At 58.9% G+C, this 25674-nt stretch carries 19 protein-coding genes and 1 pseudogene; 15 read left to right on the forward strand and 5 right to left on the reverse strand.

The window, feature by feature from the left end:
- Window positions 1-2: 2 nt before the first annotated feature.
- The 9 genes from murD (at window position 3) to lpxC (ending at window position 10514) form a co-directional block, all read left to right on the forward strand.
- Window positions 3-1343, forward strand: coding sequence for a UDP-N-acetylmuramoyl-L-alanine--D-glutamate ligase (gene murD / locus QPL96_RS17585; protein ID WP_303288620.1), 1341 nt, complete (start codon window positions 3-5; stop codon window positions 1341-1343).
- Window positions 1343-2542: a putative lipid II flippase FtsW gene (gene ftsW / locus QPL96_RS17590; protein WP_303288621.1), complete on the forward strand. Its 1200-nt coding sequence runs from the start codon at window positions 1343-1345 to the stop codon at window positions 2540-2542. The genes murD and ftsW overlap by 1 nt, the downstream gene beginning before the upstream one ends.
- Window positions 2535-3620 (forward strand): undecaprenyldiphospho-muramoylpentapeptide beta-N-acetylglucosaminyltransferase, encoded by a 1086-nt coding sequence (gene murG / locus QPL96_RS17595; RefSeq protein WP_303288622.1) that lies wholly within the window; start codon window positions 2535-2537, stop codon window positions 3618-3620. The genes ftsW and murG overlap by 8 nt, the downstream gene beginning before the upstream one ends.
- Complete coding sequence (murC, locus tag QPL96_RS17600; RefSeq protein ID WP_303288623.1) at window positions 3613-5058, forward strand: UDP-N-acetylmuramate--L-alanine ligase; 1446 nt, start codon at window positions 3613-3615, stop codon at window positions 5056-5058. Before murG ends, murC begins: the two co-directional genes overlap by 8 nt.
- Entirely contained in the window at window positions 5051-6025 is a 975-nt protein-coding gene (locus tag QPL96_RS17605; RefSeq protein ID WP_303288624.1) for a D-alanine--D-alanine ligase, read from the forward strand. Before murC ends, QPL96_RS17605 begins: the two co-directional genes overlap by 8 nt.
- The gene (locus QPL96_RS17610; protein WP_303288625.1) at window positions 6018-6857 is read left to right on the forward strand and encodes a cell division protein FtsQ/DivIB; all 840 of its coding nucleotides are present in this window, start codon (window positions 6018-6020) and stop codon (window positions 6855-6857) included. Before QPL96_RS17605 ends, QPL96_RS17610 begins: the two co-directional genes overlap by 8 nt.
- A 36-nt stretch (window positions 6858-6893) precedes the next feature.
- Window positions 6894-8129 (forward strand): cell division protein FtsA, encoded by a 1236-nt coding sequence (ftsA, locus tag QPL96_RS17615; protein ID WP_303288626.1) that lies wholly within the window; start codon window positions 6894-6896, stop codon window positions 8127-8129.
- 95 nt (window positions 8130-8224) lie between these two features.
- The gene (ftsZ, locus tag QPL96_RS17620) at window positions 8225-9382 is read left to right on the forward strand and encodes a cell division protein FtsZ (protein ID WP_303288627.1); all 1158 of its coding nucleotides are present in this window, start codon (window positions 8225-8227) and stop codon (window positions 9380-9382) included.
- Window positions 9383-9596: 214 nt separating this feature from the next.
- A complete protein-coding gene (gene lpxC, locus QPL96_RS17625) occupies window positions 9597-10514 on the forward strand; it encodes a UDP-3-O-acyl-N-acetylglucosamine deacetylase (RefSeq protein WP_303288628.1) in 918 nt (305 codons plus the stop codon).
- 11 nt (window positions 10515-10525) lie between these two features.
- On the opposite strand, the gene QPL96_RS17630 is transcribed toward lpxC, so the two are convergent.
- Window positions 10526-10972, reverse strand: coding sequence for a DciA family protein (locus tag QPL96_RS17630; RefSeq protein WP_303288629.1), 447 nt, complete (start codon window positions 10970-10972; stop codon window positions 10526-10528).
- Between the two features lie 215 nt (window positions 10973-11187).
- On the opposite strand from QPL96_RS17630, the gene QPL96_RS17635 reads away from it, so the two are divergent.
- The 6 genes from QPL96_RS17635 (at window position 11188) to ribA (ending at window position 18710) form a co-directional block, all read left to right on the forward strand.
- Window positions 11188-12141 (forward strand): M23 family metallopeptidase, encoded by a 954-nt coding sequence (locus QPL96_RS17635; RefSeq protein ID WP_303288630.1) that lies wholly within the window; start codon window positions 11188-11190, stop codon window positions 12139-12141.
- Window positions 12142-12326: 185 nt separating this feature from the next.
- Complete coding sequence (secA, locus tag QPL96_RS17640) at window positions 12327-15065, forward strand: preprotein translocase subunit SecA (RefSeq protein ID WP_303288631.1); 2739 nt, start codon at window positions 12327-12329, stop codon at window positions 15063-15065.
- 126 nt (window positions 15066-15191) lie between these two features.
- Window positions 15192-16409 (forward strand): bifunctional glutamate N-acetyltransferase/amino-acid acetyltransferase ArgJ, encoded by a 1218-nt coding sequence (gene argJ / locus QPL96_RS17645; RefSeq protein ID WP_303288632.1) that lies wholly within the window; start codon window positions 15192-15194, stop codon window positions 16407-16409.
- A 2-nt stretch (window positions 16410-16411) separates the two neighbouring features.
- Complete coding sequence (locus QPL96_RS17650; protein WP_303288633.1) at window positions 16412-17383, forward strand: Nudix family hydrolase; 972 nt, start codon at window positions 16412-16414, stop codon at window positions 17381-17383.
- Between the two features lie 88 nt (window positions 17384-17471).
- Complete coding sequence (gene moaC / locus QPL96_RS17655) at window positions 17472-17954, forward strand: cyclic pyranopterin monophosphate synthase MoaC (protein WP_303288634.1); 483 nt, start codon at window positions 17472-17474, stop codon at window positions 17952-17954.
- Between the two features lie 141 nt (window positions 17955-18095).
- Entirely contained in the window at window positions 18096-18710 is a 615-nt protein-coding gene (ribA, locus tag QPL96_RS17660) for a GTP cyclohydrolase II (RefSeq protein WP_303288635.1), read from the forward strand.
- A gap of 420 nt (window positions 18711-19130) precedes the next feature.
- On the opposite strand, the gene QPL96_RS17665 is transcribed toward ribA, so the two are convergent.
- The 4 genes and pseudogenes from QPL96_RS17665 to QPL96_RS17680 all read right to left on the reverse strand — a co-directional run.
- Entirely contained in the window at window positions 19131-19919 is a 789-nt protein-coding gene (locus tag QPL96_RS17665) for a hypothetical protein (protein ID WP_303288636.1), read from the reverse strand.
- 530 nt (window positions 19920-20449) lie between these two features.
- Window positions 20450-21547, reverse strand: coding sequence for a hypothetical protein (locus tag QPL96_RS17670; protein WP_303288637.1), 1098 nt, complete (start codon window positions 21545-21547; stop codon window positions 20450-20452).
- Window positions 21544-24876 (reverse strand): toxin VasX, encoded by a 3333-nt coding sequence (locus QPL96_RS17675; RefSeq protein WP_303288638.1) that lies wholly within the window; start codon window positions 24874-24876, stop codon window positions 21544-21546. The genes QPL96_RS17670 and QPL96_RS17675 overlap by 4 nt, the downstream gene beginning before the upstream one ends.
- Window positions 24873-25674 (reverse strand): annotated as a pseudogene (locus QPL96_RS17680) (hypothetical protein); the annotation flags it as partial. The pseudogene QPL96_RS17680 and the gene QPL96_RS17675, both read right to left, overlap by 4 nt.

A 25674-nucleotide genomic window follows, 5' to 3' on the forward strand; every position in this document is an offset into this window, starting at 1 on the left:
CTATGAGTGTCATTGTTTCGGATCGCCGCACACTGGTCGTAGGGCTCGGTAAAACCGGGCTCTCCTGCGTGCGCTATCTGTCTGAACAAGGGCGGGACATAGCGGTTGCAGACACCCGCACGGCGCCTCCCGGTCTGGATGAACTCAGAGCAGGCTGGCCGGATATTCCGGTACACCTCGGGCCTTTCGACCGCGACCTGTTTGCAGGGTTCAACGAATTGGTGGTGAGCCCGGGCATCAGTATTGCGGAGCCAGCGATCGCGGGTGCTGCGAAGCAGGGCGCACGCATCCGGGGCGACATTGACCTGTTCGCCGAGGCGGCGGATGCCCCCATCGTTGCAATCACCGGCTCCAACGGCAAAACCACGGTGACCACCCTGTTGGGTGAAATGGCCAGGACGGCCGGTCGCAAGGTGGCCGTGGGGGGCAATATCGGTACTCCGGCCCTGGACCTGTTAAACCGGGGCGCAGACCTGTATGTGCTCGAGCTGTCCAGTTTCCAGCTGGAGACCACGGAAGAGCTGAACGCCCTTGCGGCCACGGTACTGAACGTCAGTGACGATCACATGGACCGCTACCCGGACAGGATGGCCTACTTCCAGGCCAAGCAGCGGATCTTCCGGGGCTGCAGGAATGCCATTGTCAATCTGGACGATGCCCTCAGTACACCGATGGCGCGGGACAACCTCAGGTTCCTGTGTTTTGGTTTTCACAGGGTAAACCCGGAAACCTTCAGTACCCGGGATGACGACCAGGGCACCTGGATTACTTTTGGTTTCGACAACCTGATCCTCGCCAGTGAACTCAGGCTGCTCGGGCGCCACAATATCAGCAATGTCATGGCGGCCCTGGCACTGGGACACGCTGCGGGACTGCCGATGGGCGTGATGCTGAAGGTGGCACGGGAGTTTCCGGGCCTGCCGCACAGGTGCGAATTTGTTCGCCGGTTTAACGGCGTGGATTTCATAAACGATTCCAAGGGCACGAATGTCGGTGCAACGGTGGCGGCCATCGAGAGTCTGGCTCCGGAGAATGGCAAGGTGGTACTGATTGCCGGCGGTGATGGAAAGGGCGCCGATTTCACCGCGATGGAGGCGCCCATTGCCCTGCACTGCCGGGCGGTGGTGCTGATTGGTCGTGATGCCCCGGCCATTGCTGATGTACTGGGCAGTGGTATTCCGGTTTATCCGTCGGAGAGTCTGGCAGACGCGGTCGCCAGGTCTGCGGAACTGGCGCATCCCGGGGACCGGGTGTTGCTGTCCCCGGCCTGTGCCAGTTTTGATATGTTCCGCGATTACCTGGACCGTGGTGATCAGTTCCGTGCACTGGTGGAGGGCCTGTGATGAACGCAGATCTTTCATTGCCGGACCGGAACCCGTGGCTTGGAGAAATCCAGCCGCTGGCCATGCTGGTGATCAGTTCTGTGGCGCTGATGGTTGTAGGGGTTGTGATGATTTCGTCAGCATCCATGGATATGGCCGCTGAAACCCTGGGTAACAGCTATCACTACGTGATTCGCCAGTTGATGTTTGCCGGCCTTGGTTTTCTTGCGGCACTGGTGGCCGTCAATGTGCCAGTGGCCTGGTGGGAGCGCAGTGGCTGGTTGCTTCTGGGTATCGGTCTGCTGGTGCTCGTTCTGGTTCTTACCCCGCTCGGACGAACGGTGAACGGCTCGACCCGATGGATTCCTTTTGGCCTGTTCAATGTTCAGGTATCGGAAGTGGCCAAACTATGCCTGATAGCGTACCTGGCCGGCTACGTTGTTCGGCGCCGTGAGGAGTTGCTCAATACCTGGGCCGGCTTCCTGAAACCCCTGGTGGTTCTGGGACTTGCATCGGTTCTTCTGGTCATTCAGCCAGACTTTGGTGCCACGGTGGTGCTGGTCACGGCCGCGGCGGGAATGATCTTCCTGAGTGGTGTGCGGCTGAGCCGGTTTGTGCCATTGATCGGCACGCTCGTGGTGTTGGGTGCCATTCTCATCGTCACCCAGCCGTACCGCCTGAAGCGGGTCGTCAGTTATCTCGACCCCTGGAAAGACCAGTTCGACAGCGGCTACCAGCTGACCCAGTCGCTGATTGCCTTTGGTCGTGGAGACTGGGGCGGTGTCGGCCTGGGCAATTCCATCCAGAAGCTGTTTTACCTGCCAGAGGCTCATACCGATTTCATCTTCGCGATTATTGCCGAGGAGTTCGGGCTCCTGGGCTCGCTGCTTGTGCTCAGCCTGTTCACATTGCTGGTGATCACCGGCTTCGTGATCGCCCGCCGGGCCGAGAATGCGGGCATGCCCTTTGCCGCCTGCTTTGCTTATGGCCTGACTTTGCTGGTTGGCCTGCAGGCCGGTATCAACATGGCGGTCAGTACCGGTCTGTTGCCCACCAAGGGGCTGACTCTGCCGCTGGTCAGCTATGGCGGCTCCAGCCTGATGATCACCTGCGTCAGCATCGGCATTCTGGCCAGGGTTGAAATGGAGCGTCTCGATCAGGAAAAGCTGGCCCGTGAAAAGGCCGGTCCGAAAAAGCGGGGAGGTGCGGTGTATGACTGACCAGCGCCGCTTTCTGATGATGGCAGGCGGTACCGGTGGGCATGTTTTCCCGGCTCTGACCACGGCACGTGCGCTTGCAGTGCGGGGACACCAGGTTTACTGGCTTGGCGCTAGCGGAGGCATGGAGCAGAGGCTGATCGGTGACACCGATATTCCGCTTTCGCTGATTCATATTTCCGGTTTGCGGGGTAAGGGCAGGCTTGCACTGGTGCTCGCACCGTTCCGCCTGATGCGGGCTCTCGGTGAGGCATTCACCGTCCTGCGCCAGATTCGTCCGGATTGTGTGGTCGGCATGGGCGGTTTTGTCACCGGGCCCGGTGGCGTGGCCGCCTGGCTGACCCGGACTCCGCTGGTGATACACGAACAGAATGCCATCGCGGGAATGACCAACCGTATTCTGGTGAGGTTTGCGGAAACCGTGCTCGAAGCCTTCCCCGGAAGCTTTGGACCGAAAGTCGTCACCCGGTGCACTGGCAATCCGGTCCGGGAGGATCTGGCGACCTTACCGGCACCAGAACAGCGGTTGGCGGGCCGGGAGGGTCCTTTCAGGTTGCTGGTCATTGGCGGCAGTCTTGGTGCCCAGGTGTTCAACCAGCAGTTGCCGGAGGCACTGGCCCTGTTGCCAGAAGCACAACGGCCAGTTGTTCGCCACCAGTGTGGTGAACGCCATGTTGAGGTTGCTCGGGAGACTTATGAGAAGCACGGGGTTGAGGCAAGCGTCGAACCGTTTATCAAGGACATGGCAGACGCCTACCAATGGGCCGACCTGGTTCTGTGCCGCTCCGGCGCACTGACCGTCTCCGAGCTCTGTGCTGCGGGCATCGGTGCTGTGTTGGTGCCGTTTCCCCATGCGGTGGACGATCACCAGACCAAAAACGGTGAGCAAATGGTGGCCGCTAAGGCCGCCATATTGATCCCGCAATCCATGATGACCCCGGCCGTACTGGCAGAAACCCTGGGCGATTTATCCCGGGACCGCAGCCGGGTAACCGATATGGCGAAGGCCGCCAGAACATTGGCCCGCCCAGATGCAACGGAGAGAGTCGTGAATTACTGTCTGGAGGCCGCTAATGGCTGATGCAACCAATCCGCCCCTGGTCTACCAGGTTCCAGAAATGCGCCGGATTCGCCACATCCATTTCGTGGGTATTGGTGGTGCCGGTATGAGCGGCATTGCCGAGGTGCTCAAAAACCAGGGGTATGACGTCTCCGGCTCGGATCTGAAAGAAAGCCCGGTTACCGGTCGCCTGAAAGCCATGGGCGTCGAGGTTCAGATCGGTCATAGGGAAGAAAACAGTGCCAGCGCCGATGTGGTGGTGGTGTCGTCTGCCGTTGCTTCAGGCAATCCGGAAGTCACCGCCGCTCGCACCCGCCGTGTTCCTATTGTGCCCAGGGCGGAAATGCTGGCTGAGATCATGCGTTACCGGCACGGGATCGCTGTGGCGGGTACCCACGGTAAAACCACCACCACCAGTCTGATCGCATCGATTCTGGGTGAGGCCGGGCTGGACCCGACTTTCGTGATCGGCGGCAAGCTGAACAGTGCCGGCACCAATGCCCAGCTCGGTGGGTCCCGCTATCTGGTGGCGGAGGCTGACGAAAGCGATGCGTCGTTCCTGCACCTGACACCGGTCATTTCGGTGGTGACTAACATCGAAGCGGACCACATGGATACCTATGGCGGCGATGTTGGAAAGCTGAAGCGGACCTTCGTCGATTTCCTCCACAACCTGCCGTTTTACGGCGTGGCGGTGATGTGTGTGGATGACGCTTATGTCCGGGAAATCATTCCCCGGATATCGAGGGCGATCATTACCTATGGCATCGACAACCCGGAGGCGGATTACCGGGCCGAGAACATCACCTCCGATGGCTTGCGGACCCACTTTGTAGTGAGGCGTCCGGCCGGCCGGCGCGATCTGACGGTAGAACTGAAAATGCCCGGTCGTCACAACGTGGCGAACGCGCTGGCGGCGATTGCCGTGGCGACCGATGAAGGTGTCGCGGATGAGGCTATTGGCCGTGGCCTGGCCGGATTTGCCGGTGTCGGACGCCGGTTCCAGGTGTACGGCAATTACAAGACACCCAAGGGCATAATCACCCTGGTGGATGATTATGGTCACCACCCCACGGAGGTTGAGGCGGTTATCCGTGCCGCCCACGATGCCTGGCCGGATCGCCGTCTGGTGATGGTGTACCAGCCGCACCGATATAGCCGGACCCGTGATCTTTACGAAGATTTCGTCCGTGTGTTGTCGGAGGTGGACGGATTGCTGCTGATGGACGTCTATTCCGCCGGTGAACCAGCGATTCCAGGCGCCGATGGTCGCGCCCTGTGCCGCAGCATCCGCCAGAGAGGGCAGGTAGAGCCGGTGTTCGTTGAGGATAGCCGGGAGATTGAATCCCTGCTGGCCAATGTGCTGCAGGATGGCGACCTGCTGATAACCCAGGGCGCCGGAGATATTGGTGGCGTGGCGGCGCGGCTGGCGGCCGCGGGAGTGATTGCTGGTGAGTGATATGCATCATCCCGAACCCCAGGCCTACCAGGCGGCCCCCGACCTCGTGCGGGCGCTCGGACGGGTGGCGGTCTTTATGGGCGGCGATTCCGCTGAGCGGGACGTGTCCCTGAAAAGCGGCAAGGCGGTCCTGGCGGCGCTGGTGTCGGCCGGCGTGGATGCCTACGCCGTGGACGTCCGGGGCTGCCTGTTGAGAACCGTGGATAGTCCGGAGTTTGACCGGGTGTTCATTGCCCTGCATGGCCGTGGCGGTGAGGACGGTACGCTTCAGGCCATCCTGTCTCAGGCGGGTATTCCCTACACCGGTAGCGAAATGCTGGCCTCGGCCCTGGCCATGGACAAGTTGAGAACCAAGTACGTGTTCGAGGGCTGCGGTCTGCCGACGCCGACATTCCGGATCATGTCCGGTAGCGCTCAGGCCGGCCAGATCATTGGCGAATTGCGGGCGCCGTTGAGTGTGAAGCCTTCGCGGGAAGGCTCCAGCATCGGTATCCGCAAGGTCTACACCGCTGCGGAGCTGGCCGAAGCCTACGAAGCGGCTGCGGCGCTGGACAATCTGGTATTGGTGGAAGAGTGGATTGAAGGGCCGGAGTTTACCGTCAGCCTGCTGCAGGACCAGGCGCTTCCGGCGATTGGCCTGAGCACGGATCACGTGTTCTACGACTACGACGCCAAGTACCTGGCGGACGATACCCGCTACCGGATTCCCTGTGGCCTGGCGCCGGAGGATGAGGTCCGTCTGCAGCATCTGGCTCTGGAGGCCTTCCGTGTTGTCGGCTGCCGGACCTGGGGCCGGGTCGACATCATGCAGGACAGCGACGGCAAGTTCTGGCTGCTGGAAGTCAATACCGTGCCGGGAATGACTGATCACAGTCTCGTACCGATGGCGGCCAAGGCGGCGGGCATCAGTTTTGAAGAGCTGGTGGTAAGGATTCTCAGGGACACACTGGAGGTCGCCGATGCTTGAGACACTGCTGATCCGGAGCCGGGCGACACCGTCCGAACCCCCTCGGCGCCGGGGGGCAACCTCCCTCGGGACTGAGCGGGACCGGTTTGGCGTGTTAAGAGGTGTTCTGGCAGCGGTGCCCTGGCTTCAGGTGGGTGTGGGTGCGGTGATTGTTCTGCTTGCGGCTCTGGTGCCCTGGGGAACCGGCAAGGTGCTGGGTGCCATGGACCAGCAGATCCTGGCGGTGGATGTGAAAGGGGATTTTACCGGCGACAGCCGGGTTGCCGTCGAGCGGGCTGCCGGCAGCTGGATTGGCAAGAGTTATTTCGCCACGGATCTGTCCGACATCAAGGCCAGTCTGGAGCATCGGCCCTGGGTTGAATCCGCTGCCGTGCAGCGGGTCTGGCCGGATCGCCTGGTGATTGATATCCGGGAGAAAAAGCCCTTGGCCTACTGGACCGACGGGCGCCTGGTAAGCCGGACCGGTGAGCTGTTTGCGCCCCCCAATCCGGAAGTGGCGGGCAGGTTGCCCCGGTTGGCGGGACCGGATGAACGGGTGCGTGATGTGATCAACATGGCGCGAACCATGAGCGAAAAGCTGGTTGCCCGGGGGCTGGGTTTTGCGGGCTTGTCCCTGGAACATCGGGGTGCCTGGACCCTGCGACTGGACAACGGCATCGAAGTGGTGCTTGGCCGGGATCAGGTGGAGCAGCGATTTGAACGGTTTATGACGGTTTATGAAAACCGGCTGGCGGCACGGTCGGACGAAGTCAGTCGGGTGGATGCCCGCTACACCAACGGTGTGGCGGTCAAGTGGAAGGCTGCTGTGACAGCTTCCGGCCCGAAATCATAGTAACGGTTAATTCAGACCTACGGTTTGGTGAAACACATGTCATCGGTTGAAACGGAAAACATGATTGTCGGCCTCGATATCGGAACCTCGAAAGTGGTTGCGATTGTCGGCAAGCGCAAGATGGACGGCACCATCGAGGTGGTGGGCATTGGTTCCCACCCTTCCCGGGGCCTGAAGCGTGGCGTGGTGGTGAACATTGAAACCACGGTCCAGGCGATTCAGCGCGCCGTGGAAGAGGCAGAGTTGATGGCAGGGTGTCGCATTCACTCGGTATACGCAGGTATCGCTGGCAGCCATATCAAGAGCCTGAACTCCCACGGGATTGTTGCCATCCGTGACCGCGAAGTCACCCAGGCCGATATCGACCGGGTAATTGATGCCGCCCAGGCGGTGGCGATTCCGGCCGATCAGAAGATTCTGCACATTCTGCCCCAGGAATTTGTGATTGACAGCCAGGAAGGCATCAAGGAGCCGATGGGCATGTCCGGTGTGCGTCTGGAAGCGAAGGTGCACCTGGTCACCTGCGCGGTAAACGCCGCCCAGAATATCGAGAAATGCGTGAGGCGCTGCGGCCTTGAGGTGGATGACATCATCCTGGAGCAACTGGCGTCCAGCCACGCCATCCTCACCGAAGACGAAAAGGAACTGGGTGTCTGTGTGGTGGACATCGGTGGCGGAACCACCGACATCGCCGTATTCACCGGTGGTGCGATTCGTCATACCGCGGTGATCCCGATCGCCGGTGACCAGGTGACCAACGATATCGCCATGGCGCTCCGGACACCGACCCAGAATGCCGAAGAGATAAAGATCAAGTATGCCTGTGCACTGACCCAGCTGGCCGGCGCCGATGAAACCATCAAGGTGCCCAGCGTCGGGGATCGACCTCCGCGGGATCTCTCGCGGCAGGCTCTGGCCGAGGTGGTGGAGCCCCGTTACGAGGAGCTGTTCACACTGGTGCAGTCCGAACTGCGCCGGTCCGGGTTCGAGGACCTGGTTCCGGCGGGCATCGTGATTACCGGCGGTTCTTCCACCATGGAAGGCGTAGTGGAGCTGGCCGAAGAGATCTTCCACATGCCGGTAAGGCTGGCCTGCCCGCAGGCAGTCTCCGGTATGACGGAAGTGGTCAACAACCCGATCTACGCCACCGGCGTGGGGTTGTTGATTCATGGTTTCCGCCAGATGGATCTGGGGCGGACACCGGTGCTCAAGGGTGAAGATGCACCCTCGCTGTTTGAGCGCATGAAAGCCTGGTTCACCGGTCATTTCTGACGGCGCCGGGTGGCAGTACACGAAGGTATCTCGAAAATACACTCTCGAACAAACGGTCGGAACAGGGCTGAAAACAGCACGAAGGAGTAGGGGAAATGTTTGAACTCGTCGATAATGTCCAGCAAAACGCTGTCATTAAAGTCGTCGGTGTTGGCGGTGGTGGCGGCAACGCCGTGCGCCATATGCTTAACAGCGACATCGAAGGTGTGGAATTCATCTGCGCCAATACCGATGCCCAGGCGCTGACCGATATGGACGCGCGCCAGATCATTCAGCTTGGTGGCAATATCACCAAGGGTCTGGGCGCCGGTGCCAATCCTGAGGTGGGTCGCCAGTCCGCCCTGGAAGACCGTGACCGTATCGCCGAAGCCATCAAGGGCGCTGACATGGTGTTCATCACCGCTGGCATGGGCGGTGGTACCGGCACCGGTGCGGCGCCGATTGTGGCGGAAGTGGCCCGTGAACTTGGCATCCTTACCGTTGCCGTGGTTACCAAACCATTCATGTTCGAGGGTGGCAAGCGCATGAGCGTTGCCGAATCCGGCCTGAAGGAGCTTGAGGAGAGCGTCGACTCCCTGATCACCATCCCCAATGAAAAGCTGCTAGCGGTGATGGGCAAGAAAACCAGCCTGCTGGACGCGTTTGCCGCGGCAAATGATGTGCTGCTGGGTGCGGTTCAGGGGATTGCGGATCTGATCACCCGTAACGGCATGATCAACGTTGACTTCGCGGACGTAAAAACCGTTATGTCTGAAATGGGTATGGCCATGATGGGTACCGCCCGGGCCACCGGTGAAAACCGTGCACGGGAAGCTGCCGAAGCGGCCATCCGCAGTCCGCTGCTGGAAGACATCAACCTGCAGGGCGCCAAGGGTATCCTGGTAAACATTACCGCCGGCATGGATCTGAATCTGGGCGAATTCTCGGAAGTTGGCGACATCGTGCGTGAGTTTGCTTCTGACTCGGCTACCGTCGTTGTTGGTACCGTTATTGATCCGGAAATGACCGACGAACTGAAAGTGACCGTCGTTGCCACCGGGCTTGGCGGCGACCGCGAGAAGCCGGCCAAGGTTGTGGACAATACCCGCACTCTGGATGGAAAAACCGATTACAACCAGTTGGACCGCCCCGCTGTTCTGCGTCGTCGGGCCGTTTCCCATGGAAATGTGGCCATCGACCAGAGCAAAGAGCGCGAGGAGCAGGGAGTTGACTATCTCGATATTCCCGCATTCCTCCGCCGGCAGGCGGACTGATAATCTGTTGTAATTGTGATCCGGTTCCGGTCTGCGTACGAAAAAAAACGGAACCTCGACGCCGGTAAACACGCGCGCTGAGTGCCTTGGTCCGGCGCCCGGTGGACGTTTGGCAGGGGCTGATGGGTTAAATGGCATTCAGTCCTGTTTTCTGGTATTCTCCGGGCAGAATTTTGCCCAGAATATCGCCTTTTTGTGACGGAAATATGTACCGATGATCAAACAACGGACACTCAAAAACACCATCCGTGCCACCGGTGTTGGCTTGCACTCCGGTGAGAAAGTATACCTGACCCTGAAGCCCGCCCCGGTGGACTCGGGCATCATCTTCCGACGTTCTGATCTGGACCCGATGGTCGAGATCCGTGCCTGTGCGGAAAATGTGGGTGAGACCATGCTGTCCACGACGCTGGTAAAAGACGGTGTCCGTGTGGCGACGGTTGAGCATCTGCTCTCCGCCATGGCTGGTCTCGGTATTGATAACTGCTTTGTGGAGCTCAGTGCTGCGGAAGTTCCGATCATGGACGGCTCTGCCGGTCCCTTCGTGTTTCTGCTGCAATCTGCCGGTATTGCCGAGCAGGAGGCTGCCAAGCGCTTTATTCGCATCAGGCGTGAAGTGACCGTTGAAGAGGGCGACAAGAAAGCAACCTTCCTGCCGTTCGAAGGCTTCAAGGTAAGCTTCGGGATCGATTTCGATCACCCGGTCTTCAAGGGCCGTGCCCAGACTGCCACAGTCGACTTCTCAAGCACCTCCTTCGTGAAGGAAGTCAGCCGCGCACGGACCTTTGGTTTCATGCGCGACATCGAGAAGCTGCGTGCCATGAACCTGGCGCTCGGTGGCAGCGTGGATAACGCCATTGTAGTTGACGACTACAAGATTCTGAACGAAGACGGTCTGCGTTATGATGACGAGTTTGTCAAGCACAAGGTGCTGGACGCAATTGGCGACCTGTACCTGCTGGGCAACAGCCTGATTGGTGAGTTCCGCGGCGTAAAGTCCGGTCACGATCTGAACAACAAGTTACTGCGTAAGCTCCGGGCTGAGGAAGACGCCTGGGAAGTGGTTACGTTTGACGACGAAGCCACGGCTCCGATTTCCTACATGAAGCCGGCGCTGGCAGCCCAGGCTTAAAGCAGAACGCTTTAATCCCGGACGTGACTTGCGAGTTTTTCGAGAACCTCGCGCAGTGCTTTATCCTTCGTGTGCCCGGCCTCCTCTTTGAGGAGCCGGGCATTTTCCTTGCTTAAGGGCGCCTTTTTAAACGCTGACTTCTCCCGGAACCTCGGCGGCGCGACTTTAACCCTCAGCTTCCAGACAAACCGGAACAGCCCGTTTTCCCGAAGTTTTTCCATGATTTCGTGCTGGCGGAAGCGAATCTGGCTGGCCTTGCCGGCGGTCTCCGCAGAAAGAACCAGTTCACCTTCCTGGCAGCTTATAAAGCGTGTGCCCCTGACCAGGTCTTCCGGAAGGGCGGCCAGAACCTGCTCCTCGGCCTGACGGTGAAGTTCGGCCCGTGCGACAAGATCCTTGAGTGCCGGGGTCTTGCCGAGCTTGTCGAAGGTCATTTTTTGCTCGCTTTTTTGTTTCATGGGCGCGTTTTTACTCGACGGCTCTGATTACGATTGGTTACACTTCGGCACGGTTTATGCGTAGTGCCTGTATTACACTCGTTTTACATTGTGGTAAATGAGTATGTCTACCGGGCGCTGCGATTTTTTCAGTATGTAGCTGTTGCCAGAGGATGGCAGACCCACTCGGAATTTCTCCGGGGCGCAACACTACAGGATGCGGTTGCGGCTCAACGATGAAACCAGAAGATGATATGAATATTATTCTTGTTGGCAAACACCACGGAAAGTCCCGTGTGTTGGCGATCAACAGTTCTCTTGCCGTCGGCCTGTTCCTTTTGGTGCTCTCGGTGCTCGTGGCGGCCGGTTGGGCCGGCTATCAGATGGCCGTCCAGCGAGCCGAGGCCAGGGTGCCAAGTAATTCGGAGCTGGTGGCGGGCTGGCAGCAAATACTGGCACAACAGAAGGCGGAGCTGGCTGTAATCGAGGAAAATGTCCAGCAGCAGGTGGACGCCCTGACGCTGCGACTGGGTGAAATTCAGGGGCGCCTGTTGCGACTGGATGCCCTGGGGCAACGGTTCGTGGAGTCCGGCCTGGTGGCGAGCGACGAATTCGATTTCGAGCAACCGGCTGCGGTAGGTGGCCCGGAAGATGGGCTGTCCGGCGATTCTTTCTCTGCGCCAGAGCTCACTCGCATGATCGAGGAAATGGAGCGGCGGATTGAGGACCGGGAGCAGCAGCTGCGCCTGCTGGATCAGGTGGCTTCCCGGCAGAAGCTCGAAGATGAGCTCTACCTTGAGGGTCGCCCCATCACGTGGGGGTGGTTGTCCTCACGTTATGGTTACCGCTCTGATCCTTTCACCGGCAAACGCACATGGCATGCGGGGGTTGACCTTGCCGGCAAGGACGGCAGCAACATTATTTCGGTTGCCGGTGGCGTCGTGACCTACGCCGGCGAGCGCTACGGCTATGGCAATCTGGTTGAAATTGACCATGGCGACGGTCTAGTTTCCCGGTACGCTCACTGCAAAACCGTCAAGGTCCAGGTGGGTGATATTGTCCAGAAAGGCCAGGTTGTGGCTCTGATGGGCAGTACCGGGCGTTCCACTGGCCCGCATGTCCATTTTGAAGTGATCCGGAACGGAAAGTCAGAGAACCCGGAAACGTACATCAAACGTGCGAGCCGCTAGTCATTTCCTGGCTCATCGTTAGCTTTAGATTTTCCTTCGCCATTCGCTGGTCATTCAGGTCTGTATCCCGGAATCTGGCGTCTCGCCACAGCCTTATTGCGCTCGTGTGAGCCCTGTCTTTTGTCCTGTTACAAAATAAGGTTAGAATGCCGGCTTCCTCCGTTTAATCAAAGAAGCAGTGGTCTATGTTCACAAAGCTTGCAACCAAGATGTTCGGCAGTAAAAACGCCAGAGAAATCAAGAGAATGCGGAATTCGGTCTCGCGCATCAATGAGCTTGAAGAACAGTATGGCAATCTGTCTGACTCCGAGTTGCAAGGCAAGACAGCGGAGTTTCGCCGGCGTTTTGACGAAGGCGAATCCCTGGAGTCGCTGTTGCCGGAAGCGTTTGCGGCGGTGCGGGAGGCTGGCCGCCGGGTCATGGGCATGCGTCATTACGACGTTCAGATGATCGGTGCGATCACCCTGCATGAAGGCCGGATCGCGGAAATGAAAACCGGTGAGGGCAAGACCCTGGTGGCAACCGCTGCGGTATACCTCAATGCTCTGTCGGGCAGGGGTGTTCACGTTGTTACCGTAAACGATTACCTGGCCCGTCGTGACGCAGACTGGATGGGCAAGCTGTACCGGTTCCTGGGTATGCAGGTGGGCGTTGTGGCCTCGGGCCAGCCGGCGGAGGAAAAGCGTGCGGCCTATCAGGCGGACATTACCTACGGGACCAACAACGAATTTGGCTTCGACTACCTGCGCGACAATATGGCGTTCAGTACCGAAGACAAGGTCCAGCGCGGGCTGAGCTACGCAATCGTGGATGAAGTGGACTCAATCCTTATTGATGAGGCCCGGACACCTCTGATCATTTCCGGTGCGGCGGAAGACAGCTCGAAACTGTATCAGGCCATCAATGAGCTGATTCCCAGCCTTGAGAAAGGCGAAGTTCCCGAGGAGGGCGAGCCTAGTGGGGATTTTACGATTGATGAAAAGTCCCGCCAGGTTGAGCTTACCGAATCCGGTCACGAGAAAGTCGAAGAGTTGTTACTGGGTCGCGGTCTGCTGAAGGAGGGCGAGAGCCTTTATTCCGCCGCCAACCTCAGCCTGCTGCATCATGTTCACTCGGCGCTGCGTGCCCACCACCTGTTCCAGAAAGATGTGGATTACATCGTCCAGGGTGACCAGGTGGTTATCGTGGACGAACATACCGGCCGCACCATGCCGGGCCGCCGCTGGAGTGAAGGCCTGCATCAGGCGGTCGAGGCAAAAGAAGGTGTCAGGATCCAGGCTGAGAGCCAGACTCTGGCGTCCACCACTTTCCAGAATTATTTCCGGCTTTACGACAAATTGGCGGGCATGACCGGTACCGCCGATACCGAGGCGTTCGAATTCCGCCAGATTTACGGCCTGGATGTGGTGGTCATTCCGCCTAACAAACCCATCCAGCGGATTGATTACAACGATCTGGTGTATCTCACCCAGGAAGAAAAGTTCCACGCGATTATCGACGAGATCAAGGATGTCACCGCCGAGGGCCGCCCCATTCTGGTGGGCACGGCGTCCATCGAAGCGTCCGAGCTGCTTTCCATGCTGCTCAGGAAGGCGCGGATCGAGCACAAGATCCTGAACGCCAAGCAGCACGAATCCGAAGCCCACATCATTGCTCAGGCGGGTCGTCCGGGCGCCGTTACCATTGCCACCAACATGGCGGGTCGTGGCACGGACATCGTGCTGGGCGGTAACTGGGAGCATGAGGTGGCTGCCATGGACAACCCTTCGGAAGAGGAGGTTGCCCGGATCAAGGCGGAGTGGACGGAGCGTCACAACCAGGTTCTTGAAGCCGGCGGCCTGCACATCGTCGGCACCGAGCGTCACGAGTCCCGCCGGATTGATAACCAGCTGCGAGGCCGTGCCGGTCGTCAGGGCGATCCCGGTTCTTCCCGCTTCTTCCTGTCCCTGGAAGACAACCTCATGCGTATCTTCGCGCCTGACCGGGTCAAGAGCCTGATGCAGGCCATGGGCATGAAAAAGGGTGAGGCCATTGAGCACCGGATGGTCACCAACGCCATCGAGAAGTCCCAGCGCAAGGTGGAAGGGCGCAACTTCGACATGCGTAAAACGCTGCTGGAATACGATGATGTCGCAAATGACCAGCGCACGGTTATCTACGACCAGCGCAACGAAGTCATGTCCTCCGACGACATTTCAGAGATGGTCAGGACCATTCGGGAAGACGTGGTCGACTCGCTGATCAGCGAATACATCCCGCCCCAGAGCATGCCGGAACAATGGGATGTGGCGGGGCTGGAATCCCAGCTTCAGTCGGAGATGGCGATCAATCTGCCGGTTCAGACGTGGCTGGAAGAGGACAGTAAGCTGTACGAGGAGAACTTGCGCCAGAAGATTCTGGACGAGATCGTCGCTGCGTATGAAGCCAAGGAAGAGATTGCCGGCCCCGAGGCCATGCGCAAGTTCGAGAAGCAGGTTTTCCTGCAGGTACTTGATACCCTGTGGAAGGAGCATCTTTCCAACATGGACCACCTGCGCCGAGGTATTCATTTGCGGGGCTATGCTCAGAAAAACCCCAAGCAGGAATACAAGCGCGAGGCGTTCAACCTGTTTGAAGCCATGCTCGATACCATGAAGCGGGATGTGACTCGCGTGCTCTGCCACGTGCGCGTTCAGAGCCGGGAAGAAATGGAAGAAGTAGAGCGCCGTCGCAAACAGGAGCTGGAGCAGGAACTCGCCCGCGCCCGCCTGCGCCATGATGAGACCAGTGCTACCGCCCAGGGCCAGGGTGAGGGCGACACGGAAGGTGCCCGTCAGTCGACGCCCGACACCTTCGTGCGTCAGGAGCGTAAGATAGGTCGAAATGAGCCCTGCCCCTGCGGGTCCGGCAAGAAATACAAGCAGTGTCATGGCAAGGTCAGCTGATTCCGTCAACTGATCGGGAATCCGGAACCCGCGATCTGCCGGCAAGAACTGGCAGGCTGCGGGTTTTTCCGTTTTGAGTTGACCGTATGGTCCCTCGTGCAGGTTCAGATATTAAGGAGTAACAGAATGGCGGTAGGTCCGGGAACCTTACCTGAGTTTCATCCGGTGGCCGGAGTCCGGCTTGGCATTGCCAGTGCCGGTATCAAGAAGCCGGGGCGAAAGGATGTGGTTTTGTTTGCGTTGGCCCCGGAAAGCCGGGTTGCCGGAATCTTCACCAAAAATCAGTTCTGTGCCGCCCCCGTCACGCTGAGCCGCAGGCACCTGGCAGAGGCGTCGCCCCGGTATCTGCTGATCAATACCGGTAATGCCAATGCTGGCACGGGAGAGCGGGGCATGCAGGATGCGAAGGCCTGCTGCCAGGCTCTGGCAGCTCGGGCCGGCGTCAGTGAGGTCGAGATCCTGCCGTTTTCCACGGGGGTCATTGGTGAGCCGCTGCCGGTTCAGAAGATTGTCGGTGCCCTTCCCGAAGCCCTGGCGAGTATAGCGGAAGACCGCTGGGCCGAAGCCGCCAGCGGTATTATGACGACCGACACCCGACCCAAGGGCGCATCCTGCCAGGTGGAGCTGGATGGCCACACTGTGTCCATCTCCGGAATCAGTAAGGGAGCCGGCATGATTCGCCCCAATATGGCAACCATGCTCGGCTTTATTGCCACCGATGCCCGAATTGCGCCGGAGCTTCTGCAGAGCCTCGCCTCCGAACTGGGAGAGGCGTCCTTCAATCGCATTACCATCGATGGCGACACCTCCACCAACGACGCCTGTATGCTGATGGCCACCGGCCAATATTCCGGGCCGGAAATCACGACCTCCAGTGCGTCATTGCCAAAGCTCCGGGAAGCCCTGCAAAAAGTCTATCTGGAGCTGGCCCACGCTATTGTCCGGGATGGCGAAGGGGCAACCAAGTTTGTCACCATTGATGTCAGTGGCGCGGTCAGTCAGCAGGAAGCGCTGGGCGTCGCCTATACCGTTGCCCATTCCCCGCTGGTGAAAACCGCGCTGTTTGCCTCGGATCCCAACTGGGGGCGGATTCTGGCGGCGGTGGGGCGCGCTGGTGTTGAAGGACTGGATCTGAATGCCCTGGAAATCTACCTCGGGGATGTCTGTCTGGTGCGCAATGGCGGTCGGGCAGAGGATTACTCGGAAGCCCGGGGCCAGGCGGTGATGGACCGGGAAGAGATCACCATTGCCATTGATCTCAAGCGAGGTGAAGTGCGCGAAACCGTCTGGACCTGCGACTTCTCCCACGACTATGTCACGATCAACGCCGAGTACCGTACCTGAGCATGACATCCGCGAAACCTCCGGTGAAAGAAGTCCATGTCGCCGTGGCGGTTATTATCCGCAACGGCCAGGTACTCATTGCCCGGCGGCCAGACCATGTGCACCAGGGGGGCTTGCTTGAGTTCCCCGGTGGCAAGGTGGAGCCGGGTGAACGTGTTCAGGCAGCACTGGTGCGCGAGATTGCCGAGGAAACCGGCCTCAGGGTGCCTGAGACCTCTCTGGAGCCGGTCATTGGTATTCGCCATGATTATGGCGACAAGCGGGTTTTCCTTGATGTGTGGGCGACCAGAGCCGCTGAAGGCGAACCTGAGGGTCGTGAGGGCCAACTGGTAGGATGGCGTAGCCCTGACCGGCTCCGGGATCAGGATTTCCCGGCGGCCAACCGGCCTGTTATCCGGGCATTGCGGCTGCCCAGGCAACTGGCGATTACCGGAGCGGCAGCCGGTTCTGATCAAGCCATTGAGGGTCTTCGGACAGGATTGGCTGATGCCTCGCAGGCGCTGGTGGTGCTCCGTGCTCCGGCCATCACCGGGCCGGATTATCGTCAGCTTGCGGCAGCGGCGGTGCCGGTGTGCGAGGCGGCTGGTGCCGGTCTGATCGTGCATGGCGCCCCCGAGGTCTTCCATGGCACGCCCGGGGCCCGTGGTCTGCATCTGCCATGGCGCGAAGCGGCCAAACAGGTGAAGAGGCCGGTTCCGGCGGATGCGTGGCTGGGTGTTTCCTGCCATGATGCAATGGAGATTGACCATGCCGTCGCCATTGGCGCGGACTATGTCACGCTCGGGCCTGTCAAGCCAACCCGAAGCCATCCAGGAGAGCTGGCCATGGGCTGGGAAGCCTTCGGAACCCTGGTCTCCGGGGCGCCGGTTCCCGTTTATGGGCTGGGAGGGCTCGGCCTTGCGGACCTTTCCGAGGCCCGGCAACAGGGTGGTCAGGGGATCGCCGGTATCGGTTTCTGGTGGCCGGAAAACTGATCGTTGTCAGCGGTGGCCATTCCGGTCTCTGTTATGCTGTCAATCCCGCACTTTTTATTATCTGACACAAGCGATTCCGGGAGATTCTGTGAGTAAACTGACACATCTTGACGACAGGGGCGAAGCCCGAATGGTGGATGTGACCGACAAGGCTGCCACCGAGCGGGAGGCTCGCGCCGAAGCAACTATTCGAATGGCGCCGGAGACCCTGAACATGATTGTGGATGGTGAGCACCCCAAGGGCGATGTCCTGGCCGTGGCCCGCATTGCCGGGATCATGGCTGCGAAGAAAACTCACGACCTGATTCCCCTGTGTCACGCCCTCAATCTCACCTCGGTTAAGATAGAGCTGACGCCTGGTGAAGATGGTGCTTCGGTACACGTTGTTACCCGCTGCAAGCTGTCCGGCCAGACCGGTGTCGAGATGGAGGCGCTGACCGCCGCAAGCGTTGCGGCACTGACCCTTTACGACATGTGCAAGGCCGTCGACCGGGGCATGGAAATTGGTCCTGTCCGCCTGCTGGAGAAGAAGGGTGGCCGGAGTGGTCACTGGGTGGCCGACAAGTCCTGATCTGGCGGGTGGTTGAGCCCGTAGGTGTTCGGTTTCGGTGCTGGGCAGATGCCATGGCAGCGACAGTGTCGGGACTACGCCAAGCAGGCAGGCCCGTGATAGAATGCGCGGCCTCCAATGACTGAACCACGAGGAACCACTGTGGCTGTTCGTTACATCCAGACCTGCCGGTTGCCGACCCCGTTCGGGGTGTTCGATATGCATGGCTTTGAAGAACCGGATACCGGAAAGGAGCATGTTGCCCTGACACTGGGCGAACTGGACAGCGACGAACCCATGCTTGCCCGCACTCACTCCGAGTGTCTTACCGGTGATGCCCTCTACAGTATGCGGTGTGACTGTGGCTACCAGTTGGAAGAGGCGCTGCGGAACATCGCCCGGGAAGGTCGCGGTATCCTGATGTATCTGCGCCAGGAGGGCCGGGGGATCGGGCTCTTGAACAAGATCCGGGCTTACCACCTGCAGGACCAGGGCGCCGACACGGTCGAAGCCAATGAACGTCTGGGCTTTGCTGCGGATCTTCGCGATTACAGCATGTGCAAGGACATGCTGGAACACCTCGGTATCAAGAGCCTGCGGCTGATGACCAACAATCCCCGCAAGGTAAAGGCGCTGTCGTCCTACGGCATCGACATCGCGGAAAGGGTACCTCTGCATGTGGGCCGTAACCCCCACAATGAACACTATCTCGATACCAAACAGAGCAAGTTGGGGCACTGGTTGGAGACACACCAGGACGATGATCCGGAGGTCTGATCCGATTCTGATTTCGGATATGAAAGAAGCACCCGGAATTGCTATTGCTACCCAACATCCTGGCGTCCGGCTCTGGCGACAACTCTGTCATCACCATGATATACGGCTGAAAGGTAGCCGCAAGTCCGGAAACCTGGCTCTCACCCGGGCCTGCCGCTCTTCCTCCTGCTTTCTCTGCTCAGCAGCGTAAACATTCTTCAATGTCCATGAGGCGAGTGTCAGGACCATCGCGTTTCTTTGGTAGTTCCGGCACTTCCGGGAATCTGGTCCGCCCGGAAACCGGTTTTCTCCTGGCGATGGGATTGGCCATTCTCACTCACACGGCAACCTCTTTTACTGTCCAGTAGGGCACTGGCTCATTGCCGAACGGCTTCAAAACCTGGAGCTGTTTGTCCGGCAGCACACTGTGGCGACTGGCAGTCAAATAGGGTAAGCATCTTGCGGGCGCAATTCCCGGTACGCCTGGATGGAGACATTTCCCAACTGTGGTGTCAGCCAGCAGGTGCGTTTATCCCAGGTGTAGTCCGTCTGACGTTTGAGCCATTCAGCGCCTTCACCCTGTTGCCAGGCTTCTAAATTCATATCGCGCCAGAAACGGGGGTTACGCCCGGTTTTCTGGTCGTGTTCCGCCGTTACGGGATCCATTTGACGGAAGGGTTCGAGCCTCGGCATATCCGGCAACGGCTGGGATACGTCCATATACCGTTGGAGCATGTCCCACAGGGCCAGTACTTCCTCCTTCGAGGGCTCGATACGGCTGAAGGAGGTTTGGGTGAACTGCTTGGCGGTGTAGCGGTGAACAAACATCAGCCGGTAGAAAATACCGCCATGCTGGATGACCCGCTCCACATAGGCGTCAAACTCCTCAAAGGGCGCGGTCAGCTTCTTGCCCCCCGGTAGGGCGAAGCTTACCTCACCCGTTTCACGGTTGAAGGCGCTTTCTCCCGACTCCAGATTGCGGTTCAGGAGTTTGCCCAGCAGCTTGTCGAATGGCCTCAGGAGTAGCGCGAAACCGCCGATGACCCATGGCATGGTTTTTATAAGGAGATACAAGGAAGAGGGCATCCAAACGAGAACCGCAAATAGAATCACCAAAAACTGCAGGAGATGTGCTGTATCTACTGTAACAAGAGCCAAGTAGTAAACAATGACAACACCACCGCCGCCAATTAAGGCGGTGCCCCAGACATAAGGAATAAGCAGCAGCAAAGCCGAAAGCCCTATAAACAAACGCCTTGCCGTTCAGGAAGCGAATCTGCCGCTGATCCCACCACCACTCTCCCGATGCAAAACCATCCGGGTCGTCCCGGTCGTGGCGCTGGACGGCGCCTGCGTCTTCACACACCCGATAGTAGGGCTCGATACCGGCGTAGTCACCCACAGGTTGAAGGTCCTCACCAATTCGTTCGCGCTTTTCTGAAGGCTCGGGCAAGTTCGCAACCCGATCAACTCGAAAACCGACTTTCTCTTGACTATTTGTGCGTCCATTCTCACTCACACGGCGACCTCTTTCGCTATTCATTAGGGCACCGGCACCCAGGCGGCAACTCGCTTGAGTGGCCTTGCTCCGGTCAAGTTAAATTCATCAACCGGGCCGCCGCAAGTATCCAGAGTACCGTGGGTATACTCCAGTTCCGGAAGCCCCAGCATAAGAGCTGGCTCTGTACCCCCGCTTTTCCGCTACTTTTTGGCCCGGCTTAAAACGACTGAGCATCTTTGGATAATAAACGGCTGGTCTTCTATCCTGACGTTTCCACTAATTCCCCCAGGTCTCCTGCATTGGCCCTCTTTGCCCTGTAGGCATCCATCGAAATCTTGCCAATCTGCGGTGTCAGCTTGCAGGTGCGTTTCTCCCAGGGATACTCCGCCTGCCGTTTCAGCCACTCGGCGCCTTCACCCTGTTTCCAGGCGTCCAGGTCCAGATCGCGCCAGAACCGGGGATGCCGCCTGGTGCGATGGTCATGCTCCGCCGTTACGGGGTCCAAGTGGCGAAAGGGCTCCAGCCTTGGCACATCCGGCAACGGCTGGGAAACGTCCATGTACCGCTGAAGCATGTCCCACAGAGCCATGACTTCTTCCTTGCTTGGCTCAATCCGGCTCAGGGACGTCTGACTGAACTGCTTACCGGTGTAGCGATGAACGAACATCAGGCGATAGAAGATGCCGCCATGCTGGACCACACGCTCCACGTAGGCGTCGAACTCCTCGAAGGGGGCGGTCAGTTTTTTTCCGCCTGGCAGGGCGAAGCTGACCTCGCCTGTTTCTCGGTTAAAGGCGCTTTCGCCGGCCTCCAGCCCCCGGTCCAGGAGTTTACCCAGTAGTTTGTCGAAGGGGCGGAGTAACAGGGCAAAGCCGCCCATAACCCAGGGCATGGTTTTTATGAGGATATAGAAGGAGACAGGCAGCCAACCCAAACCTGTCAAGAGGACAACCAAGAATTGAATAGCACGAGGTAACTCAGCGGTGATTACATAGGAGTAGTACACAACAATCATCTCGCCACCCGCCAAAACTACCCCACCCCAGACATAAGGTATCAAGAGGAGAAAAACCGAAAGGCCAATAAAAGCTTTGCCGTTGAGGAATCGAATTTTCTGGTGATTCCACCACCATTCCTCCGATTCAAAGCCGTTTGGATCACTCTGATCCTGATGCTTAATGGCGTCTGCATCCTCACACACCCGGTAATAGGGTTCGATGCCAGCGTAGTCACCCACAGGCTGCAGGTCTTCACCGAGCCGTTTCCGGCTACTGCCAGGTTCTGGCAGGTTCGGAACTTGATCCGCCCGGAAACCGGAATTCTCTTGCCCGCTTACGCGGCCATTCGCCTTACTCACACGCTTACCTCTTTCACGATCCAATAGGGCTTGGGCTCATTATCGAAGGGATTAAAGGCTCGTCGCTGCTTATCCGGCAGTTCGCCATGACGGGCTGGATCAAACGGCTCGTAAGCGTCAAGCACTGGCATAGGAAGCCTGAATGCGCCAATTTCGCTATCTATCCGCGCCTGCAGGACAACCCTCAAGCTGATGGTCCGCCTTTCGCCATGCCCAAACGCATGGGTTTCGCCACCGGCCAGGTTCCGTTCTATCAGAAAATGCACGGCGTGGTCTTCGAGCACTGGCACCCAGGCGGTAACTCGTTTTAATGGCCTTATTCCGGTCAGGTTAAACTCATCAACCAGGCCAGCGGAGGTATCCAGCGTACTGTGGGTATATTCCAGTTCCTGAATCCCCAGTCTCAGGTCGGGCTCTATACCCCCGCTTTTTTCCCGTGCCTTTTGACCCAGCTTAAAACGGCTGATCAGCGGGGAGCGCACTGTGACCCTGTAGTCGTTCGCAGAGGGCTTGTGGTTGGCAAACAGCGCTTGTTCTTCGCCGCTCAAATCACCGTAGCGCTTTGCGGATACGGTGACCGCGGAGAACTGACTCAGCAATTGTGGGAAATAAACGGAGTCCTCGGCAGGCAAGCCTTTGTGGTCTGGTCCTACGCCCAGCGGCCCTTGTTTCAGCACGCGCTCTATCTCGCTGTCGGTCGCAAACGCGGCAAAGATACTGCCTCCAAGCACAGCCCCAAGCCCAAACAGCGCCCAGCCCCAGCCAGGTATCACCAGCAGCCCGCTAAGCAGGGGCGATGCCAGAAAGACACTGCCGCCCGCCACTGCTAGCCCATGGCCAAAGGCGGCATCCAAATCCCCTCGACTGATACTGTTTCGGTAATCCCAGGCACTGACACCCACCATTACACCTCCAGCAAAGAAGTTGACCAATCCCAAAAAACGCACGATCGTACCGGCACCAACATGCACCAGTCGTTTCTGGATTAAGGGACCCATTACTGGAAGAGACTTAATCTCAAAAAGTGGCCTTAATATTACCTTCGACACCACCTTGTCAGATACCGAAGAGCTGGCGACATAAAGCTTCATCGACGCTGCAAACAAGTCCAAGAAGGCCCCAGAAACTTTAGAGACTTCTCCAATCCCTATTTGCTTCACCGACCACATCTCTGAAGCAAGATTGAAAACTGCCAACCCAACCAACACCTTAGAAAACCCCGGCCCATCCGCAAACCCCTTGGCTTTCTTCGCCCAATCAATTCTCAGCGCACTGAATTTCCGGGCTTCCGGGTGGTCGACGGGCAGAACAAACACCCAGGTATGAGCGGCTGCCTTCACCAGGGTTTCTCCGCCTTCATCAACCAAGCGGCCGGGGCTGGTGGAGGCCACCCGGCTACCCGCCGCGTCTGTTCTGTCTGCAAACAGGTAGTCATTGCGCCGGGTCAGGGCTTCGCTTTTGCGGTCTTCATCGGTAAGACCGAACGAGATGCCATTACCGTGGACACCGACGATGCTGTAGCGAGTAAGATCAACCTCCCCCCGATGCATTACCTGCAATTCCCCTCCAAGGTTGGGATCCGCGATATCAGCCGCTTCTTTGACGGACGTGAACACGCGGTCGAGCTTGATGGCACCCAGGTCGCCACTCTGGCGCAATCCTTCAACAGCCTTGAGTACCGCAGCGCTCCAGCCTCCCAAGGCTGTTTGAACCATTCCCGCAGCGGTGCCTGCTGCGCCGCTGGGAACGGCGGACGAACCATTGCCCGGATTGGAGCCACCTTCTTCCTGCGTCAGTTGCTGGGCCAACATGCTGATGGACGACAGGCCCGCTCCGGTCAGGCGCTCCTCCGACAATGTATTTTGATCGCCCGCGAGTTCCCTTAATCGCGCCAGCAAGGGAGGGAGTTCACGGTCAGACTTTGCCCCCTCAGCGAGGGCGTCGATGAGCGGGTTTTTACCAAGGCCCCGCTTGAGCAGCCGTGACAAACTGCCTGGTGATTTCAGGCCGTGGGCATTCAGCACGCCGGGGAGTTGTTGTGTCAGGTTCAACAGATCGGCCTGGAGTGCAAACGCTTCGCAGGGCCCCAGCCCGGTGTGGTTGAGGTAGTCGTCACAAACGGCGTCGAATTCTCCGCTGTTGACCAGTTCTTCCAGCATCTCCAGATGGGCAGAGATTTCCTCGAGCGCCTTCTGGCGCTCGGAATGATCGAGAACCTTGTGGAGTTTATTCCGGTCCACTGCGGCTCGGAGCGTCTCAATCTGGTCGTCAGAGGACTGCGTGTGTGGATCGAACAGCGCCTGGCGTATCAACGTGGCGGAATGAATCAACGGTCGGTTTTTCAGGGACAGGTCGATGGCATCAAGGTAATGCAGGGCCAGGTGCAACTGCGCCAGGGCATGACGCAGGCGGAACAGCGGGTCAGGAATGGCCACGCACACGATGGCACTGTGCGCCCTGGCTTCGGCCAGGGTATCGTCTGACGGGTCTGCCTTCAGGGTCAGGTCGGGCGGTGCCACATCGCTGCCTTCCTCAGGCCCTGGAATCCGGCCCCACCGCTGCACCAAGCGGGAAACCAGCTCTCCTTCGTTTGGGCGGGTGAACGCCGGGGTAAATGCCGATGGGTCCTGCAGCATCAGTTCGATGCCCAGGTCCCTTGGCCTCAGGTTGGGGACGGACCGAATGCCCGCAGCGGGAAAGCCGCTGTCGAAGGTCAGGCCGTCATCGTTGCTGGCTGCCCAGGCAGGGGCGATGGATAAGGCTCGTTTCTCCAGAACCGCTGGTGTGCCCTCGAGCTTTTGGATATAGGCCCAGGGCCACTGGATTTCACTAAAGGCTATCCGGCATTCAGAAAGTTCGAAGCGATTCTGCAGAAAAACCGGTACCAGGAAGTCGGTCACGGGTTTTCCCACCGGCGAACGGCGGTCGGCTTTTTGCTGGCGGGCGGGGGTCAGGTCGATCTCGCTGAGGGTGCCCTCGGAACTGACTTCGAATTCCCGCCAGAGTGTCTGCCCCCGGAAGACATAGAGGTAACCGGGGCGCAGTGTGGAAACAGCCCGTCCACCAAACACAGTCACGCCGCTGACCTTGATGGGGCGCTTGCGGTGAATTTCGGCCACCGGGCACACGCTCAGCAGGGTATTGCCGAGTTCGCCTTCTGGCTTTTCTTCCAGTGGTGTCCAGTCCTCCAGAACCGGCACGTTGAAGGTACCGCCCTCCCGGGTTGGGACGGCGATCACCATCCCTGCAGGCTCACCGGTGTCGTTTTCGGCCCTGAGGCGAATTGTCTTTTCCAGTTTTTCAGGTTTGAGAGTGAAAGATTCGCTCATACCGTCTTGCTCTTCCCTGAGGTTGATGTGCTTTTCAGTGCGCCCTGCTCACTGTCCCGGCCCTTGACGTCCGCCAGCCGGTCCTGTCCGCCCCCCTCTCTAACCGGAGCTGCTTGGGTTGGGCGGCTCCGGGTTTGCCTTACCTGGCTGGTGAGGGCTGTTGCAGGTACTGAGTCCGGTCCGGCGTTGATACGGGTGCTGGGTTGCCTCAACGCATCCTGCCTGACCCGGGCGCCTTTGGCTGCGTCGATGAGGTCGGGAATCTCCGGCACCTGAGCTGAAGCGCCGGCCCCACTCCCAGGCCCACCCCCGGAATTCAATTTCACCATGGGCCCGGACACGGTCACACCGCTGGGATCCACCTTCACAAAGCTGCCACCGGCCTTGAGGGTGACTTCCGCGCCCACTTCGATCACGATTTTCATACCAGCCTTGTGGTGGATTTCGCTGCCGGCTTCGATGAGCTGATTCTTGCCCTGTTTGCTGTGTTGGCTGCCGTTGGCGATGAGGCTGAGATCACCGCCGATGGATTCCCGTTTCTCGCCATCCACGGTGCTGTGGTCGTTGCCCTTGATATGGCTGAACTCGTCCTTCGCTACCGTACGGTGGCTATCGTTTTTGATCACTTCGGTGCGGTTGTTTTCGGTCAGCAGATCCAGGTCTTTCTGGGCGTGGACGTAGATCTGTTCCTGGTCCGCTTCGTCCTCGAACCGCAGTTCATTATTGCCCTCACCCTTGTGGGTCTGGGTCTTGAGGGTGGTTCGGGTTTTGTGTTCCGGCAGCGCGTAGGGCGGCGTG

Source organism: Marinobacter sp. SS8-8 (assembly GCF_030540945.1).
Taxonomy (GTDB): domain Bacteria; phylum Pseudomonadota; class Gammaproteobacteria; order Pseudomonadales; family Oleiphilaceae; genus Marinobacter.